Raw genomic sequence first — 14,996 nt, 5'->3', positions numbered from 1 at the left:
TTTCTCCTGACGGTGGTGGTCAGCGCCGCTTGCCGGATGCCCGGTCGCGGTCGCCGTGGTCGCCGGCGGCGGCGCCGGCCGGCTGGTCGTCCTCTGCCGCGTCACGCGGCCCGGCGACATTCTCGCCCCTGGCCTCGGCGGCCCGGCGGGCGGCGACCCGCTTGGCCAGCGCCCGCATCTCGGGGGTGCGCTCCTTGAGGTCCGCGACCATCGGGGTGGCCAGGAAGATCGAGGAGTAGGCGCCCGCGGCGAGGCCGACGAACAGGGACAGGGCGATGTCGTTGAGCATGCCGGCGCCGAGCAGGCCGCCGCCGATGAACAGCAGGGCGCCGACCGGCAGCAGGGCCACGACCGTGGTGTTGATGGAGCGCACCAGGGTCTGGTTGAGGCTGTGGTTGGCCGCCTCGCTGTAGGTCCAGCGGGCCTGCTTGGTGATGCCGCGGGTGGTCTCCTTCAGTCCGTCGAAGACCACGACGGTGTCGTAGAGGGAGTAGCCGAGGATGGTGAGCAGGCCGATGACGGTGCCCGGGGTGACCTCGAAGCCGACGAGGGCGTAGACCCCGATCGTGATGGTGAGGTCGTGGACGAGGGCCGCGAGGGCCGCGACCGCCATGCGCCACTCGAAGGCGATCGCCAGGTAGACCACGACCAGGACCATGAAGATCCCCAGGCCCGTCAGGGCCTTCTGGGAGATCTGCTCGCCCCAGCTGGCCCCGACGACCTGCGGGTCGACCTTGTCGGGGGCGATGTCCACGCCGTCGGCGACCTTGTTCTTGATCTCCTCGGCATTGCCCGCGTCCACGTCGCTGACCTGGATGCGCAGGCCGCCGGTGCCCAGCTTCTGGACGATCACCTCGTGCTCGCCCTGGAGGGCCTTCTCCGTGAGCGTCTTGCCCTCGGAGGCGGAGATGCTCGTGGCGGGCGTGGTGAAGACGCCGCCGCCGGAGAACTCGATGCCGTAGTGCAGGCCGGGCTTGAACAGGCCGACCGCCGCCAGCACGGTGATCAGTACCGCGATGCCGTAGAAGATCTTGCGCTTGCCGACGAAGTCGAAGGAGACCTCGCCGCGGTACAGCCGTGCGCCCATGTTTCCCAGACGCGACATCAGGCCTCCTTGACGGCGGTGCGGACGGGGCGGCGGCGACCGCGGAGGGGGACGGTGGCCCCCAGTCGCTTGGGGTCGAGCCCGGACCAGGGGTGGCCGGAGGAGAAGAACCTGTTCTTGGCCAGGATCGTCATCAGCGGCCTGGTGAACAGGTAGACCACGACGACGTCGAGCAGCGTGGTCAGGCCGAGGGTGAAGGCGAAGCCCTGCACCTTGCCCACCGAGACGGCGAACAGCACCGCGGCGGCCAGGAAGGAGACGAAGTCCGAGACCAGGATGGTGCGGCGGGCGCGCGGCCAGGCACGGGCCACGGCCGGCTGCAGCGAGCGGCCCTCGCGGACCTCGTCGCGGATCCGCTCGAAGAAGACGATGAAGGAGTCGGCCGTGATGCCCACCGCGACGATGGCGCCGCAGACCGCGGGGAGGTTGAGCGCGAAGCCGATGGCCGGGCCGAGCAGGCACATGATGGCGTAGGTCAGGATCGCCGAGACGAAGAGGCTGATGATCGAGATGAACGCCAGGCCCCGGTAGTAGACCAGCATGTAGACGACCACCAGCACGAAGCCGATGGCGCCGGCGATCAGGCCGCCCTCGAGCTGCTCGCCGCCGAGCTGCGGGGAGACCGAGGTGACCTCGTCGACGGAGAACGACAGCGGGAGCGCGCCGAAGGACAGGACGTTGGCCAGCTCCTCGGCGCTCTTCTGGTCGAAGTTGCCGGTGATCTGCGCCTGGCCGCCGCCGATGGTGCTGGAGACCGAGGGTGCGGAGACCACCTCGTTGTCCAGGACGATGGCGAACTGGTTGTTCGGCGGGGCCTGCTGGGCGAGCTTGCCGGTGACCTCGGCGAACTTCTCGGTGCCCGCGGAGTTGAAGTCCATGGTGACCATCCACCCGGCACCGCTCTGGGTGTCCAGGACGGCGGAGGCCTTGTCCACGTCCCTGCCCTGGACGGCGGCCGGGCCCAGCGCGTACTTGTACAGGCCGTCCTCGTCGCAGGCGACCATCTTCTCGCCCGGCTTGACGCCCTTGGTCGCCGCGTCCACCGACTTGGGGTCGGTGCAGTCCAGCGCCTCGAGCTTCTTCTGCAGGTCCGCCGGGACCGCGGTGTCCAGACCGCCCGGGGAGGCGGGGGCCGAGGGCGCGGCGGGCGGCTCGGAGCCGGCCGGCGCGGCCGACTCGGACGCCTTCGCGGCCCCGGACGCCTCCGGCGGCTTCGCGGAGGCGGAGGCCTCCGGTGACTTCGGCGCGTCGGCCCTGAGCGCGTCCGAGACGGCCCGGCCCTGGGTGGTTGCCCCGGCCGAGGGCTCGGCGGCGACGGACTCGTCGGCCCCCTTGGGCTTGCCGCTGTCCTTCGGCTCCGGGGAGGCGGTGCCCTTCGGCTCCGGGGAGGCGGTGCCCGACCCGGAGGCGTTGCCGGACGGGGAGGGCGAGGCCGCGGGCGCGGCCTGGACCATCGTCAGGACGGGGCGGAAGTACAGCAGGGCGGTGGTGCCGACCTGGTCGACCGCCTGCTTCTCGTCCGTGCCCTTGGGGATGTTGGCGATGATGTTGCGGTCGCCCTGCGTCTGCACCTCGGCCTCGGAGACGCCCAGGCCGTTGACGCGCCGCTCGATGATCCCGACCGCGGTGTTCATGTTGGTCGGGTTGATCGCCGATGCCTGGTCGCTCTTGGCCGTCAGCGTGATGCTGGTGCCGCCTGCGAGGTCGATGCCCAGGCGGGGCGTGGTGTGACCGGTGAGGAACATGGTCGCCACCATCGCCACCATCGCCACCAGGATCAGTGCCAGGGCACGCCCCGGCCTCCCCTGCGGCCTACCCTTCTTGGGTGCTGCCACCTTCTCGTCTCTCCCTGTAATGACCGCCCCGCCCGCCGGCCGGGGCCGGCGCCGCGGCAGCGGTCACGCGATGTCATGAGGATGTACGGGCCCGGGCGGGCCCTGTCCAGGCACCCTCCCGAGAGCGCGGGGCTACTTGGCGGCGGGGCCGTCCCCGGGGCCGTTCTCCGTCGTTCCGTCCTCGTCGGCGCCCTTGTCGGCAGGCCTGTCGGCGGGCTCGCCCTTGGTCAGCCCGACGCGGTCCTCGCCGGCGCGCTCGTCGGCGTCGGGCAGCACCGGCGGGAGGTCGCCGTCCTTGGCCACGGCGGGCTCGCCGTGCACGATGCGCCGGTACTCGTCCTCGTCCAGGACGGCGCCGATGGCGTTCTTCGCGTAGACGGCGTGCACGCCGGGGGCGATCTCCAGGACGACCGTGTCGTCGTTGACCTCCTCCACCAGGGCGTACATGCCGCCGATGGTGCGCACGCCCGTGCCGGGCTGCATCTGGTCGCGCATCTGCATGGCCTGGCGCTGCTTGTTCCTGGCCGAGCGCGTCATCAGGAACATGACGCCGATCAGGAGGGCGAAGGGGAGGAGAGTGACGATGTCCACGGTCTCAGGAAGTCCTTAACGCGGCCGCCGCCGGCAGCCTCATGGGTGCGGATTGTGGGGGTGTCCTCCCGTCGGGAGGCATCGGCGGAGTCTAAGGGAGGCTCCACCGCTGGAACAACGCCAAGCATGGCACCACGGTTCCTTCCCGCGCGAGGTCACGCGCCGCCCGCACCCCGCCTTCAGGCTCCGAACAGGCCCTGCTGCGCGGCCCCGGGCCCCTGCCCGGCCCCCCGGTCCGCCGGCGGGGTCATGCCCAGGTGCTCCCAGGCCGCCGGGGTGGCCACCCGGCCGCGCGGGGTGCGGGCCAGCAGGCCCTCCCTGACCAGGAACGGCTCGGCCACCTCCTCGACGGTCTCGCGCTCCTCCCCCACGGCGACGGCCAGGGTGGACAGGCCCACCGGTCCGCCGCCGAAGAGCCGCAGCAGCGCGTCGAGGACCGAGCGGTCCAGGCGGTCCAGGCCCCGGGCGTCCACCTCGTACACCTCCAGGGCCTGCCGGGCGATCTCCCGGGTGACCACGCCGTCGGCCTTGACCTGGGCGTAGTCGCGGACCCGGCGCAGCAGGCGGTTGGCGATGCGCGGGGTTCCGCGGGACCGGCCGGCGATCTCGGCCGCGCCGTCGGCCTCGATCTCCACGTCGAGCAGGCGTGCCGAGCGGTGGACGACCAGCTCCAGCTCGTGGGGGGCGTAGAACTCCATGTGGCCGGTGAAGCCGAAACGGTCGCGCAGCGGGGGCGGCAGCAGGCCGGCCCGGGTGGTGGCCCCGACCAGGGTGAACGGCGGCAGTTCCAAGGGGATGGCGGTGGCTCCGGGCCCCTTGCCGACGATCACGTCGACCCGGAAGTCCTCCATGGCCATGTACAGCATCTCCTCGGCGGGCCGGGACATGCGGTGGATCTCGTCGAGGAAGAGCACCTCGCCCTCGGTGAGGGAGGACAGGATGGCCGCCAGGTCGCCGGCGTGCTGGATGGCGGGACCGGAGGTGATCCGGATCGGTGCGCCCATCTCGGCCGCGATGATCATGGACAGGGTGGTCTTGCCCAGGCCGGGGGCGCCGGAGAGCAGGACGTGGTCGGCGGTGGCGCCGCGGTGGCGGGCGGCCCTGAGCACCAGGGAGAGCTGCTCGCGCACCCGCTCCTGGCCGATGAACTCGTCCAGGTCCTTCGGGCGCAGTGCCGCCTCCACCGCCTGGTCCTCGCCGTCGGCGCCGGCGCCGACGAGGCGGTCTGCGGTCTCGTCCCAGCTCATGGGGGTTCGGTCCTTAGCGGTATCGGGGGCGGGATCTCGGGGCGGGATCTCGGGGCGGGATCTCGGGGGCGGCGGCCGCCGCGGGTCAGCGGGCGCGGTTGAGGGTCTGCAGGGCGGCGCGCAGCAGGGACCCGACCTGGGGCGGGGCGCCGGTCTCCGCGGCGACCGCCTCGGCCTGCGGCTCGACCGCGGCCACCGCCTCGTCGGCCTCGCGGGCCGCGTAGCCGAGGCCGACCAGCGCGGCGTGCAGCTGGTCGCGCCAGGAGGCGGCCCGCGGGGCTCCCCCTGCCGGGGCCGCGGCGCCCACGGGCGCGCCGATGCGGTCCTTGAGTTCGAGGAGGAGCCGCTGGGCACCCTTCTTGCCGATCCCGGGGACGGCGGTCAGCGCCTTCTCGTCCTCGGTGGCGAAGGCGCGGCGCAGGTCGTCGGGCGCGTGCACGGCGAGCATCGCCTGGGCGAGGCGGGGGCCGACGCCGCTCGCGGTCTGCAGGACCTCGAAGACCTGGCGCTCGTCGTCGTCGGCGAAGCCGTAGAGGGTGAGGGAGTCCTCGCGGACCACGAGGGAGGTGGACAGCGTGGCGTCCTGTCCGACCCGCAGGCTGGCCAGGGTGCGGGGGGCGCAGTGCACGGCCATCCCGACGCCGCCGACCTGGACCACCGCGGTGTCCGGGCCCAGTGCGGCGACCCGGCCGCTGACGAAGGCGATCATCTGCAGCTCTTTCCTCGTGGTGCTCGTGGTCGTGGTGCGGCGGGAGGGGCACCGGCCCCGGCGGAGGGCCGGGCAGGTCCGGGAGGGCCCCGCCGTGGACCCTACCTTCGGGTGCCGGGGGGCAGGCGGGGGGCGGTGCGGCCGTGGGCCGCGACGGCCGCGGCGAGCCGGCCGTTGCCCGCGCCGCGCCAGATGTGGCACACGGCCAGGGCGAGGGCGTCCGCGGCGTCGGCCGGCTTCGGTGGCGCGTCCAGTCTCAGGATCCGGGTGACCATGGCCCCGACCTGCGCCTTGTCGGCCCGGCCGCTGCCGGTGACGGCGGCCTTGACCTCGCTGGGGGTGTGCAGGGCGACGGGCAGGCCGCGGCGGGCGGCGCACAGCATGGCCACCGCGCTGGCCTGGGCGGTGCCCATGACGGTGCGGACGTTGTGCTGGGCGAAGACCCGCTCCACCGCGACGGCCTCGGGGCGGTGCTCGTCCAGCCACGCCTCGATGCCCTCCTCGATGCGGACCAGCCGGCGGTCGACCGTCTCATCGGCGGGGGTGCGCACGACGCCGACCGCGACCATTCTCAACGGGCGGCCGGGGGCGCCGTCCACCACTCCGATGCCGCACCGGGTCAGTCCCGGGTCCACGCCGAGAACCCGCACGGGCCGCCGCCTTCCTCGCCTCGCCGACGGCACCCGCCGCCTGCGCGGACACCGTTTCCCCGAACCCTCGAACACTGCTGCCGCAGCGTACCGGCCCGCACCGACAACGGCCGCGGGCCAGCGGTGTGCCCCGCCGGCCCGCGGCCGATCCAACCTCCGTCCGGCGACCGCCGCGCGCACGGGCGCGGCGGGCACGGCGGGTGCGTCAGGCCTCGACCTTCTCCATGACCTCGTCGGAGACGTCGAAGTTGGCGAAGACGTTCTGCACGTCGTCGCTGTCCTCGAGGGCGTCGATCAGCTTGAAGATCTTGCGCGCGCCCTCCTCGTCCAGCTCCACCTGCATGGTGGGAACGAAGTTGGCGTCGGCCGAGTCGTAGTCGATGCCGGCCTCCTGCAGCGCGGTGCGCACCGCGACCAGGTCGGTGGCCTCGCTGAGCACCTCGAAGGACTCGCCGAGGTCGTTGACCTCCTCCGCGCCGGCCTCCAGGACCGCGCCGAGCACGTCGTCCTCGGTCAGCCCGTCCTTGGGGACGATCACCACGCCCTTGCGGTTGAACAGGTACGACACCGAGCCGGGGTCGGCCATGGAGCCGCCGTTGCGGGTCATGGCCACGCGCACCTCGGAGGCGGCGCGGTTGCGGTTGTCGGTGAGGCACTCGATGAGGACCGCCACGCCGTTGGGGCCGTAGCCCTCGTACATGATGGTCTGGTACTCGACGCCGCCGGCCTCCAGGCCCGCGCCGCGCTTGACCGCGCGGTTGATGTTGTCGTTGGGGACGGAGCTCTTCTTGGCCTTCTGGATCGCGTCGAAGAGGGTCGGGTTGCCGTCGGGGTCGGCACCACCGGTGCGCGCGGCGACCTCGATGTTCTTGATCAGCTTGGCGAAGAGCTTGCCGCGCTTGGCATCGATCACGGCCTTCTTGTGCTTTGTGGTAGCCCACTTAGAGTGGCCGGACACAGCCTTGCTCCATTCGACGACGACCAGGAATTCGGACAGGGGGAGATCTTAACGCGCTGCGGACCGCACCATGTCCGTGAACATCGCGTGCACCCGGTGGTCGCCGGTCAGCTCCGGGTGGAAGGAGGTCGCCAGGCGGTTGTCCTGGCAGACCGCGACGATGTGCCCGGCGGCCGGGCCGGAGGGCACGGTGGCCAGCACCCGCACCTGCGCGCCGACCGACTCCACCCAGGGTGCGCGGATGAAGACGCCCTGGACCGGGCCGCCCTCGACGCCCTCGACGTCGAGCATCGCCTCGAAGGAGTCGTTCTGCCGCCCGAAGGCGTTGCGGCGCACGGTCATGTCGATGCCGCCGACGGTCTCCTGGTCGTCGCGGCCGTCCAGGATCTTGTCCGCGAGCATGATCATCCCGGCGCAGGAGCCGTAGACCGGCAGGCCCTCGCGGACCTTCTCGCGCAGCGGCCCGAGCAGGCCGAAGGCCACGGCGAGCTTGGACATGGTGGTGGACTCGCCGCCGGGGATCACCAGGCCGTCGAGCTCGTCGAGCTCCTCGGGACGGCGGACCGGGCGGGCCAGCGCGTCCGCCTCGGCGAGGGCTGTGGCGTGCTCGCGCACGTCGCCCTGGAGGGCGAGCACGCCGATCACGGGTGTGCTGGGCACGGGGTACCTCTTCTGCGGTGTGCTGCCGCGGCCGCGGGGGCCGGGCTCCGTCGGCGGGGCGGGGGCGGACGGCGGCCGCCCGGTCGGGCCGGGCGGGCCGCCGTCCGCACGGCCGGGACTACCAGCCGCGGTTGGCGTAGCGCTCGGTCTCGGGGAGGGTGTCGCAGTTGATGCCGACCATGGCCTCGCCCAGGCCGCGGGAGACCTTGGCGATCACGTCGGGGTCGTCGTAGAAGGTGGTGGCCTTCACGACGGCGGCGGCGCGCTTGGCCGGGTCGCCGGACTTGAAGATGCCGGAGCCGACGAACACGCCCTCGGCGCCCAGCTGCATCATCAGCGCGGCGTCGGCCGGGGTGGCCACGCCGCCGGCGCTGAAGAGCACCACCGGGAGCTTGCCGAGCGTGGCGACCTCCTTGACCAGCTCGTACGGGGCCTGGAGGTTCTTCGCGGCGACGAACAGCTCGGTCTCGTCCAGGGTGGACAGGCGGCGGATGTCGGCGCGGATCTGGCGCATGTGGCGGACGGCCTCGACGACGTTGCCGGTGCCCGCCTCCCCCTTGGAGCGGATCATCGCGGCGCCCTCGGCGATGCGGCGCAGGGCCTCGCCCAGGTTGGTCGCACCGCAGACGAAGGGGGTGGTGAAGGCCCACTTGTCGCTGTGGTTGACCTCGTCGGCCGGGGTGAGGACCTCGGACTCGTCGATGTAGTCGACGCCGAGCGCCTGGAGGACCTGCGCCTCGACGAAGTGGCCGATGCGGGACTTGGCCATGACCGGGATGCTGACCGCGTCGATGATGCCCTCGATCATGTCCGGGTCGGACATGCGGGCCACGCCGCCGTCCTTGCGGATGTCGGCGGGCACCCGCTCCAGCGCCATGACGGCCACGGCGCCGGCGTCCTCGGCGATCTTCGCCTGCTCGGGGGTGACGACGTCCATGATCACGCCGCCCTTGAGCTGCTCGGCCATGCCGCGCTTGACACGCGCCGTGCCGGTCTCGGGGCTCTGGGAGGGGGTGGGGGACGAGCTGGACACGGTATGACCTCACTTGGGGATGAATAAGTGCGATGGGCCCATCGTAGGCCCGTGAACTCAGGTTCGAACACGCCGTCCCGGAAGAGTCGGAACGGCGGGTTCGCCGTTGCGTAGCAGGTGGTTCACCCGGCGTCGAACTGCGCGTCGGCGCCGAGCGCGTCCGGGACCTCGTCGTCCATCTCGAAGGCCATCGGGAACGGGGCGTGCCCGGCCAGCCGGAACCAGCGCACCACCCGGTGGGCGCGCACCGCGCGGGCGGCCCGCACCGCGTCGTTGTGGAAGCGGCGGGCCATCGGCACCCGGCGCACCGCCGAGGTCAGCTCGCCGAGGGCCGCGGGGCCCCCGGGCGCCTCGCGCACCGCCTCCAGCTGGGAGCTGTCGGCGAAGACCGCGCGCAGCGCCTGGCTCAGCTCGCTCTCGGCCACCTCGCGCTGGTCGTCCTCGGCCTTGCGGGCCGCGTGCGCGGCCTCGTAGAGCACGATGGACGACGCCGGGTCGAGCACGCCGGAGGTGGCCAGTTCCTGCGCCACCGAGGCCCGGCGCAGCAGCTGGGCGTCCAGCGCCGCGCGGGCGGCGTCGATGCGGGCGTGCAGCCGGTCCAGGCGGCCCGCGGTCCAGCTGAGGTAGACCCCGACGGCGGCCAGCGCCACGGCGATCCAGATCAAGGTCTCGGTCACGACGGGTCAGGCTACCGGCGCGCGGCGTCCCTCCGGTGGCGGACGCGGGTGACACCCGCCACTCCGGGACGCCCCCGCACGGCCGCGGCGCGGCGCGGGCGTGCGGAGGCGGGGCGCCGCGGGGCGGCTCGGTTCGGCGCGGGGCGGCTCGGTTCGGCGGCCGTCCCCGGCCGGGGACGGCCCTCCGGCCGCCTCCCTAGCCGCGGCCGAAGCGGGCCAGGAAGCCGGAGGGCTCGTCCGTCGCGACGGAGGCCGCGCCCGCGGTGACCGTCTCGTAGACCGCCAGGATGTCCGCGCCGACCGTGCCCCAGTCGAAGCGGCGCACGTGCCGGCTGCCCGCCTCGCGCAGCCGGGCCAGGGCCGCGGGGTCGCCGAGCAGGCGGACCGCCGAGTCCGCCAGCGCGTCGGCGTCCCCGACCGGGAACAGCTCCCCCGCCCTGCCCCGGTCCAGCACCTGCCGGAAGGCGTCCAGGTCGGCGGCGAGCACCGGGGCGCCGGCCGACATCGCCTCGACCAGGATGATCCCGAAGCTCTCCCCGCCGGTGTTGGGTGCCACGTACAGGTCGACGCTGCGCAGCAGGCGCGCCTTGTCCTCGTCGCTGACCATGCCGAGGAACTCCACCTGCCCGCGGACCTCCGGCGGCAGGCCGGCCGCGGCCTCCTCCTGGTCGCCGCGGCCGGCCACCAGCAGCCGGGTACCGGGGTGCGCCTCGAGGATCCGCGGGAAGGCCCGCATCAGTGCGGGCAGCCCCTTGCGGGGCTCGTCGATCCGGCCGATGAAGCCGATCGTCCCGCCCTGCCAGGCCGGTTCGGGCTCCGCCCGCGAGAAGAAGCCGACGTCCACGCCGTTGGGGATGACCACGGCGTCGCCGCCCAGGTGCTCGACCAGGGTGCGCCGGGCGTACTCGCTGACCGCGATCCGGGCGCTGATCTTCTCCAGCGCGGGCTGGAGGATCGGGTAGGCCGCGATCATCGCCCGCGAGCGCGGGTTGGAGGTGTGGAAGGTGCCGACGATCGGGCCCGAGGCGGCCCAGCAGGCGAGCAGCGCCAGGCTCGGCGCGGCCGGCTCGTGGATGTGCAGCACGTCGAAGGAGCCGTCGTGCAGCCAGCGGCGCACCCGGGCGGCGGACAGGAAGCCGAAGTTCAGCCGGGCCACCGAGCCGTTGTAGGGCACCGGGACCGCGCGGCCCGCGCTGACCACGTACTCCGGCAGCGGGGTGTCGTCGTCGGCGGGCGCCAGGACGGACACCTCGTGACCGAGGCCGATCAGGTGCTCGGCGAGGTCCCTGATGTGGAACTGCACCCCTCCGGGCACGTCCCACGAGTACGGGCAGACGATCCCGATCCTCAACTCTCCCCCGTCCCTCCGCCGGCGGGCCGGCGTCCGTTCCCCTGCAGGTCCGCGCTCCACAGGCGCTGGAGCATGTGCCAGTCCTCGGGGTGCTCGGCGATGCCCTTCGCGAAGGCGTCCGCCACCGCCTGGGTCATCACCGCGGTCCGCTCCGCGCGGGTGCCGTCCGCCGGGACCTCGATCCGCGGGTGGACCCGGCCCCGCATGACCGGCGACCCGTCGTACCACAGCGTCGCCGGGAGCAGGGCCGCCCCGGTCTGCTGCGCCAGCATCGCGGGCCCGGCGGGCATCCGCGCGGCCTCGCCGAAGAAGGAGACCTCGACGCCGGAGGCCGACAGGTCGCGGTCGGCGACCAGGCAGACGACCCGGCCCGCGCGCAGCCGCCGCGCCAGGGTGCCGAACGCCGCGCCCCCGGTGTGCGGGAGGACCTCCATGCCCAGTCCCTCGCGGTAGGCGACGAACCGGTCGTAGAGCGACTCCGGCCTGAGCCGTTCGGCGACGGTGGTGAAGGGGTGGCCCCCCGCGGTGCTGAGCCAGGCCCCGGCAAGGTCCCAGTTGGCCATGTGCGGCAGGACCAGTATCACGCCCCGCCCCTCGGCCGCCGCGGCGTGGAGCAGGTCGACGTCCTCGACCTCCACGCCGTCGCGGATCCGCTCGGGACTCCAGGCCGGCAGGCGGAAGGACTCCATCCAGTAGCGCAGGTAGGAGCGCATCCCGGCGCGGGAGAGCCGCGCCAGCTCCTCGGGGCCGGCGTCGGGCACCACCCGGGCCAGGTTGGCCTCCAGCCGCAGCACTCCCGCGCCCCGCCGGCGCCACGCGGCGTCGGCGACCGTGCGCCCCAGGCGGACGGCGGCCGCCTCGGGCAGGCGGCGGACGGCGGACCAGCCCAGCCCGTACAGGCCGTCGACGGCGCGTTCCCTCAGGGCGGTCACCGGGCGCCCTCCGGGCTGCCGGGGCCGGGGCCGGCGGCGTCGGCCTCCGCGGCCTCCCGGCGCACCGTGACCACCCGCTGCCCGAGGGTCACCGCGCTGCCGACGGCGACGATCCACAGGGCGGCCGGGAGCAGCACCTGCACGTGGGGGACGCCGAAGGCGTGCAGGCCGGACAGGCCCGCCGCGACCAGGGTGATCACCAGCCGCTCGGCCCGTTCCACCAGGCCGGAGACGTTCACCGGCATGCCCAGGCTCTCGCCCCGTGCCTTGGTGTAGGAGACCACCTGGCCGCTCGCCAGGCAGAAGATCGCCAGGCCGACCAGGAGCAGGTCGTCGCCGCGGCCGGCGTACCACAGGGCGATGCCCGCGAAGACCGCCGCGTCGGCCGCACGGTCCAGGGTGGAGTCGAGGAAGGCGCCCCAGCGGCTGGAGCGGCCCGACTGCCGCGCCATGTTCCCGTCGACCAGGTCGGAGAAGACGAAGAGGGTGATGACGATCGTGCCCCAGAAGAACTCCCCGGAGGGGAAGAAGACCAGCGCGCCCGCCATCACCCCGGCGGTGCCGACGAGGGTGACCGCATCGGGACTGACCCCCATCCGCAGCAGCAGGGCGGCGAACGGCGTGAGGACACGCGTGAAGAATGCACGCGCGTACTTGTTGAGCATGGCCTTCCCGGAGGTCGACAGGGGCCGTGCGGCCACGTCGGCCACCGGCGCGGCCCCCGCCGGGTCCGGGCCGGGCCGTCCGCACGGGCCGGCTTCCCGTCGGGAGCCTGGGCCATCGTAGCCACCGCCGTGCGGGTGAAGCGGGAAGGCGTCGGCGGCGGGTACCGGCACGTCCGCCCGCAGCGGGTGCGGAACGGCTCTCCGTGGACGCGGGCGCACCCGCGTGGAAAGCTCGAAGGACAACCGCGGGCGCCGGCCGCCTGTGCGGCACCGTAGGACGCCCGTTCGCAGCGGGGCAGGCCCCGACGCGGTGATGCGGAGGCGCGCACATGGCCGACAACAGGAGTGAGAACCGTCCCGGAGCCGCCGGCAGGGTACCGGTGGCCGACCGGCCCGACACCGTGCGCAACGTCGCGCTGGTCGGCCCGAGCGGCACGGGCAAGACGACGCTGGTCGAGGCCCTGGCCCTGACCGCGGGCGCGGTCAACCGGGCCGGGCGGGTCGAGGAGGGCACCACCGTCTCGGACTACGACGAGACCGAGCAGCGGCGGCACCGCTCGGTGCAGCTGTCGCTGGTCCCCGTCGCCTGGGACGGCGTCAAGGTCAACCTGCTGGACACCCCCGGGTACGCCGACTTCGTCGGGGAACTGAGGGCCGGGCTGCGGGCCGCGGACGCGGCGCTGTTCGTCGTCTCGGCCGCGGACGGCGTGGACGACGCCACCCGGACGCTGTGGGAGGAGTGCGCGGCCGTGACCATGCCGCGGGCCGTCGTGGTCACCCATTTGGAGTCGGAGCGGGCCGGTTTCGACGAGACCGTGGAGAGCTGCCGCGACGTCCTCGGCGGCGACCGCCCCGACACCCTGCTCCCCCTCCACCTGCCGCTGCACGGCGCCCCGGCCGCGGACGGCCACCGGCCGGTGACCGGGCTGGCCGCCCTGCTGGACCGGCGGGCGTACGACTACTCCTCCGGGGAGCGGGCCGCGGGCGATCCCGATCCGGGCCTGGCGCCCGCTCTGGAGCAGGCCCGCGCGGCGCTCATCGAGGGGATCATCGCCGGCAGCGAGGACGAGACCCTCATGGACCGCTACCTCTCCGGTGAGGAACTCGACCCGAAGATGCTGCTCGAGGACCTGGAGCGGGCCGTCGCCCGCGGCGACTTCCACCCGGTGCTGGCCGCGGCGCCGGCCGCCGACGGGTCCCGGCACGGCCTGGGGACCGTGGAGCTGCTGGAACTGGTGACCCGGGGCTTCCCCGGCCCGCCCGAGCGGCCGTCGCCCGCCGTCACCACCGTGCGCGGCGAACCGCACGCGCCCCTGGCCTGCGACCCCGAAGGGCCGCTGGCCGCCGAGGTGGTGCGGACCTCCTCCGACCCCTACGTCGGCCGGGTCAGCCTGGTGCGGGTGTTCTCCGGGACCCTGCGCCCGGACGAGACCGTGCACGTCTCCGGCCACGGCCTGGCCGAGCGCGGCCACGTCGACCACGACGAGGACATGCGGATCGGCACGCTGTCCGTCCCCTTCGGCAGGCAGCAGCACACCGTGGCCAAGTGCGTCGCCGGGGACCTGGCCACCGTGGCCAGGCTGACCTGCGCGGAGACCGGCGACACCGTCTCGGCGGCCGACGACCCGCTGCTGATCGAGCCGTGGCCGATGCCGGAGCCGCTGCTGCCGGTCGCCGTCCGCGCCCACGGCAGGGCCGACGAGGACCGGCTCTCCCAGGGGCTCGCCAGACTGGTCGCCGAGGACCCGACGATGCGCCTGGAGCGCAGCCCGGACACCGGCCAGATCGTGCTGTGGTGCATGGGCGAGGCGCACGCGGACGTGCTGCTGGAGCGGCTGCGCACCCGCTACGGGGTGGCCGTGGACGCCGTGCCGCACCGGGTGCCGCTGCGGGAGACCTTCGCGACGCGGGCGTCCGGCCGCGGCCGGCACGTCAAGCAGTCCGGCGGGCACGGGCAGTTCGCGATCTGCGAGATCGAGGTGGAGCCCCTGCCCACCGGCGCCGGCTTCGAGTTCGTGGACCGGGTCGTCGGCGGCGCCGTGCCCCGGCAGTTCATCCCCTCCGTGGAGAAGGGCGTGCGGGCCCAGATGGCCAGGGGCGTGGCGACCGGCCACCCCGTGGTCGACATCAGGGTGACCCTCGTCGACGGCAAGGCCCACTCGGTGGACTCCTCCGACGCCGCCTTCCAGACCGCGGGTGCCCTGGCCCTGCGGGAGGCGGCCGCCGGCAGCCGGATCCTGCTGCTGGAGCCGGTGGACCGGGTGCGGGTCGTGGTCCCCGACGAGTACGTGGGGCCGGTGATGAGCGACCTGTCCGGCCGCCGCGGGCGGGTGCTGGGCACCGAGCCCGTCCAGGGCGGCCGCACCTGCGTGCAGGCCGAGGTCCCCGGCGTCGAGATCGACCGGTACGCCGTCGACCTGCGCTCCCTCTCGCACGGGAGCGGCAGCTTCGACCGGGCCTACGCGCGCCACGAGCCGATGCCGCCGCAGCTGGCGGCGAAGGTGACGGCGGCGGAGTCCGCGGAGTGAGGGCCGGGGGCCGCCGGGCGGGGACGGAACGGCGAGGGAGCGGTGAGGGAGCGGT

General features: G+C 74.0%; 14 protein-coding genes. 1 reads left to right on the top strand and 13 read right to left on the bottom strand.

Going from position 1 to position 14,996, the window contains the following annotated elements; translation table 11 throughout:
* Positions 1–19 precede the first annotated feature (19 nt).
* From secF to pgsA, 13 genes are all read right to left on the bottom strand, one after another.
* On the bottom strand, positions 20–1,105 hold the full coding sequence (gene secF, locus GQS52_RS23425) for a protein translocase subunit SecF (protein WP_182315303.1): 1,086 nt from the start codon (positions 1,103–1,105) through the stop codon (positions 20–22).
* The gene (gene secD, locus GQS52_RS23420; RefSeq protein WP_182315302.1) at positions 1,105–2,940 is read right to left on the bottom strand and encodes a protein translocase subunit SecD; all 1,836 of its coding nucleotides are present in this window, start codon (positions 2,938–2,940) and stop codon (positions 1,105–1,107) included. The genes secF and secD overlap by 1 nt, the downstream gene beginning before the upstream one ends.
* A 132-nt stretch (positions 2,941–3,072) precedes the next feature.
* Positions 3,073–3,531 carry a preprotein translocase subunit YajC gene (gene yajC / locus GQS52_RS23415; RefSeq protein ID WP_182315301.1) on the bottom strand — a complete coding sequence of 153 codons (459 nt, stop codon included), beginning with the start codon at positions 3,529–3,531 and terminating at the stop codon, positions 3,073–3,075.
* A gap of 179 nt (positions 3,532–3,710) precedes the next feature.
* Positions 3,711–4,778 (bottom strand): Holliday junction branch migration DNA helicase RuvB, encoded by a 1,068-nt coding sequence (gene ruvB, locus GQS52_RS23410; protein ID WP_182315300.1) that lies wholly within the window; start codon positions 4,776–4,778, stop codon positions 3,711–3,713.
* Between the two features lie 85 nt (positions 4,779–4,863).
* Positions 4,864–5,487, bottom strand: a complete 624-nt coding sequence (gene ruvA, locus GQS52_RS23405; protein ID WP_182315299.1) for a Holliday junction branch migration protein RuvA — start codon at positions 5,485–5,487, stop codon at positions 4,864–4,866.
* A gap of 101 nt (positions 5,488–5,588) precedes the next feature.
* Entirely contained in the window at positions 5,589–6,137 is a 549-nt protein-coding gene (gene ruvC / locus GQS52_RS23400; protein ID WP_182315298.1) for a crossover junction endodeoxyribonuclease RuvC, read from the bottom strand.
* A 205-nt stretch (positions 6,138–6,342) separates the two neighbouring features.
* Positions 6,343–7,095, bottom strand: coding sequence for a YebC/PmpR family DNA-binding transcriptional regulator (locus GQS52_RS23395; protein ID WP_182315297.1), 753 nt, complete (start codon positions 7,093–7,095; stop codon positions 6,343–6,345).
* A gap of 48 nt (positions 7,096–7,143) precedes the next feature.
* Positions 7,144–7,755: a pyridoxal 5'-phosphate synthase glutaminase subunit PdxT gene (gene pdxT, locus GQS52_RS23390; RefSeq protein WP_182315296.1), complete on the bottom strand. Its 612-nt coding sequence runs from the start codon at positions 7,753–7,755 to the stop codon at positions 7,144–7,146.
* 118 nt (positions 7,756–7,873) lie between these two features.
* The gene (gene pdxS, locus GQS52_RS23385) at positions 7,874–8,788 is read right to left on the bottom strand and encodes a pyridoxal 5'-phosphate synthase lyase subunit PdxS (RefSeq protein ID WP_182315295.1); all 915 of its coding nucleotides are present in this window, start codon (positions 8,786–8,788) and stop codon (positions 7,874–7,876) included.
* A 122-nt stretch (positions 8,789–8,910) separates the two neighbouring features.
* Positions 8,911–9,465, bottom strand: a complete 555-nt coding sequence (locus GQS52_RS23380; RefSeq protein WP_182315294.1) for a hypothetical protein — start codon at positions 9,463–9,465, stop codon at positions 8,911–8,913.
* A 196-nt stretch (positions 9,466–9,661) separates the two neighbouring features.
* Complete coding sequence (locus GQS52_RS23375) at positions 9,662–10,816, bottom strand: glycosyltransferase family 4 protein (RefSeq protein WP_182315293.1); 1,155 nt, start codon at positions 10,814–10,816, stop codon at positions 9,662–9,664.
* Positions 10,813–11,748, bottom strand: a complete 936-nt coding sequence (locus GQS52_RS23370) for a phosphatidylinositol mannoside acyltransferase (RefSeq protein WP_182315292.1) — start codon at positions 11,746–11,748, stop codon at positions 10,813–10,815. The genes GQS52_RS23375 and GQS52_RS23370 overlap by 4 nt, the downstream gene beginning before the upstream one ends.
* Positions 11,745–12,413 carry a phosphatidylinositol phosphate synthase gene (pgsA, locus tag GQS52_RS23365; RefSeq protein ID WP_182316673.1) on the bottom strand — a complete coding sequence of 223 codons (669 nt, stop codon included), beginning with the start codon at positions 12,411–12,413 and terminating at the stop codon, positions 11,745–11,747. Before pgsA ends, GQS52_RS23370 begins: the two co-directional genes overlap by 4 nt.
* Before the next feature lie 329 nt (positions 12,414–12,742).
* On the opposite strand from pgsA, the gene GQS52_RS23360 reads away from it, so the two are divergent.
* Complete coding sequence (locus tag GQS52_RS23360) at positions 12,743–14,941, top strand: elongation factor G-like protein EF-G2 (RefSeq protein WP_182315291.1); 2,199 nt, start codon at positions 12,743–12,745, stop codon at positions 14,939–14,941.
* Positions 14,942–14,996: the final 55 nt, after the last annotated feature.

It is taken from the genome of Streptomyces sp. SCUT-3 (genome assembly GCF_014083985.1).
GTDB lineage: Bacteria > Actinomycetota > Actinomycetes > Streptomycetales > Streptomycetaceae > Streptomyces_H > Streptomyces_H thermolineatus.
Note: the sequence above shows the minus strand (reverse complement) of the source record. Positions and strands in the feature narration are given on the sequence as shown.

What these genes read in the sequence shown, in the direction of transcription:
- secF (WP_182315303.1), bottom strand. Translation starts at nt 1,105, where the DNA reads ATGTCGCGTCTGGGAAACATGGGCGCACGGCTGTACCGCGGCGAGGTC.
- ruvB (WP_182315300.1), bottom strand. Translation starts at nt 4,778, where the DNA reads ATGAGCTGGGACGAGACCGCAGACCGCCTCGTCGGCGCCGGCGCCGAC.
- GQS52_RS23360 (WP_182315291.1), top strand. Translation starts at nt 12,743, where the DNA reads ATGGCCGACAACAGGAGTGAGAACCGTCCCGGAGCCGCCGGCAGGGTA.
- pgsA (WP_182316673.1), bottom strand. Translation starts at nt 12,413, where the DNA reads ATGCTCAACAAGTACGCGCGTGCATTCTTCACGCGTGTCCTCACGCCG.
- ruvA (WP_182315299.1), bottom strand. Translation starts at nt 5,487, where the DNA reads ATGATCGCCTTCGTCAGCGGCCGGGTCGCCGCACTGGGCCCGGACACC.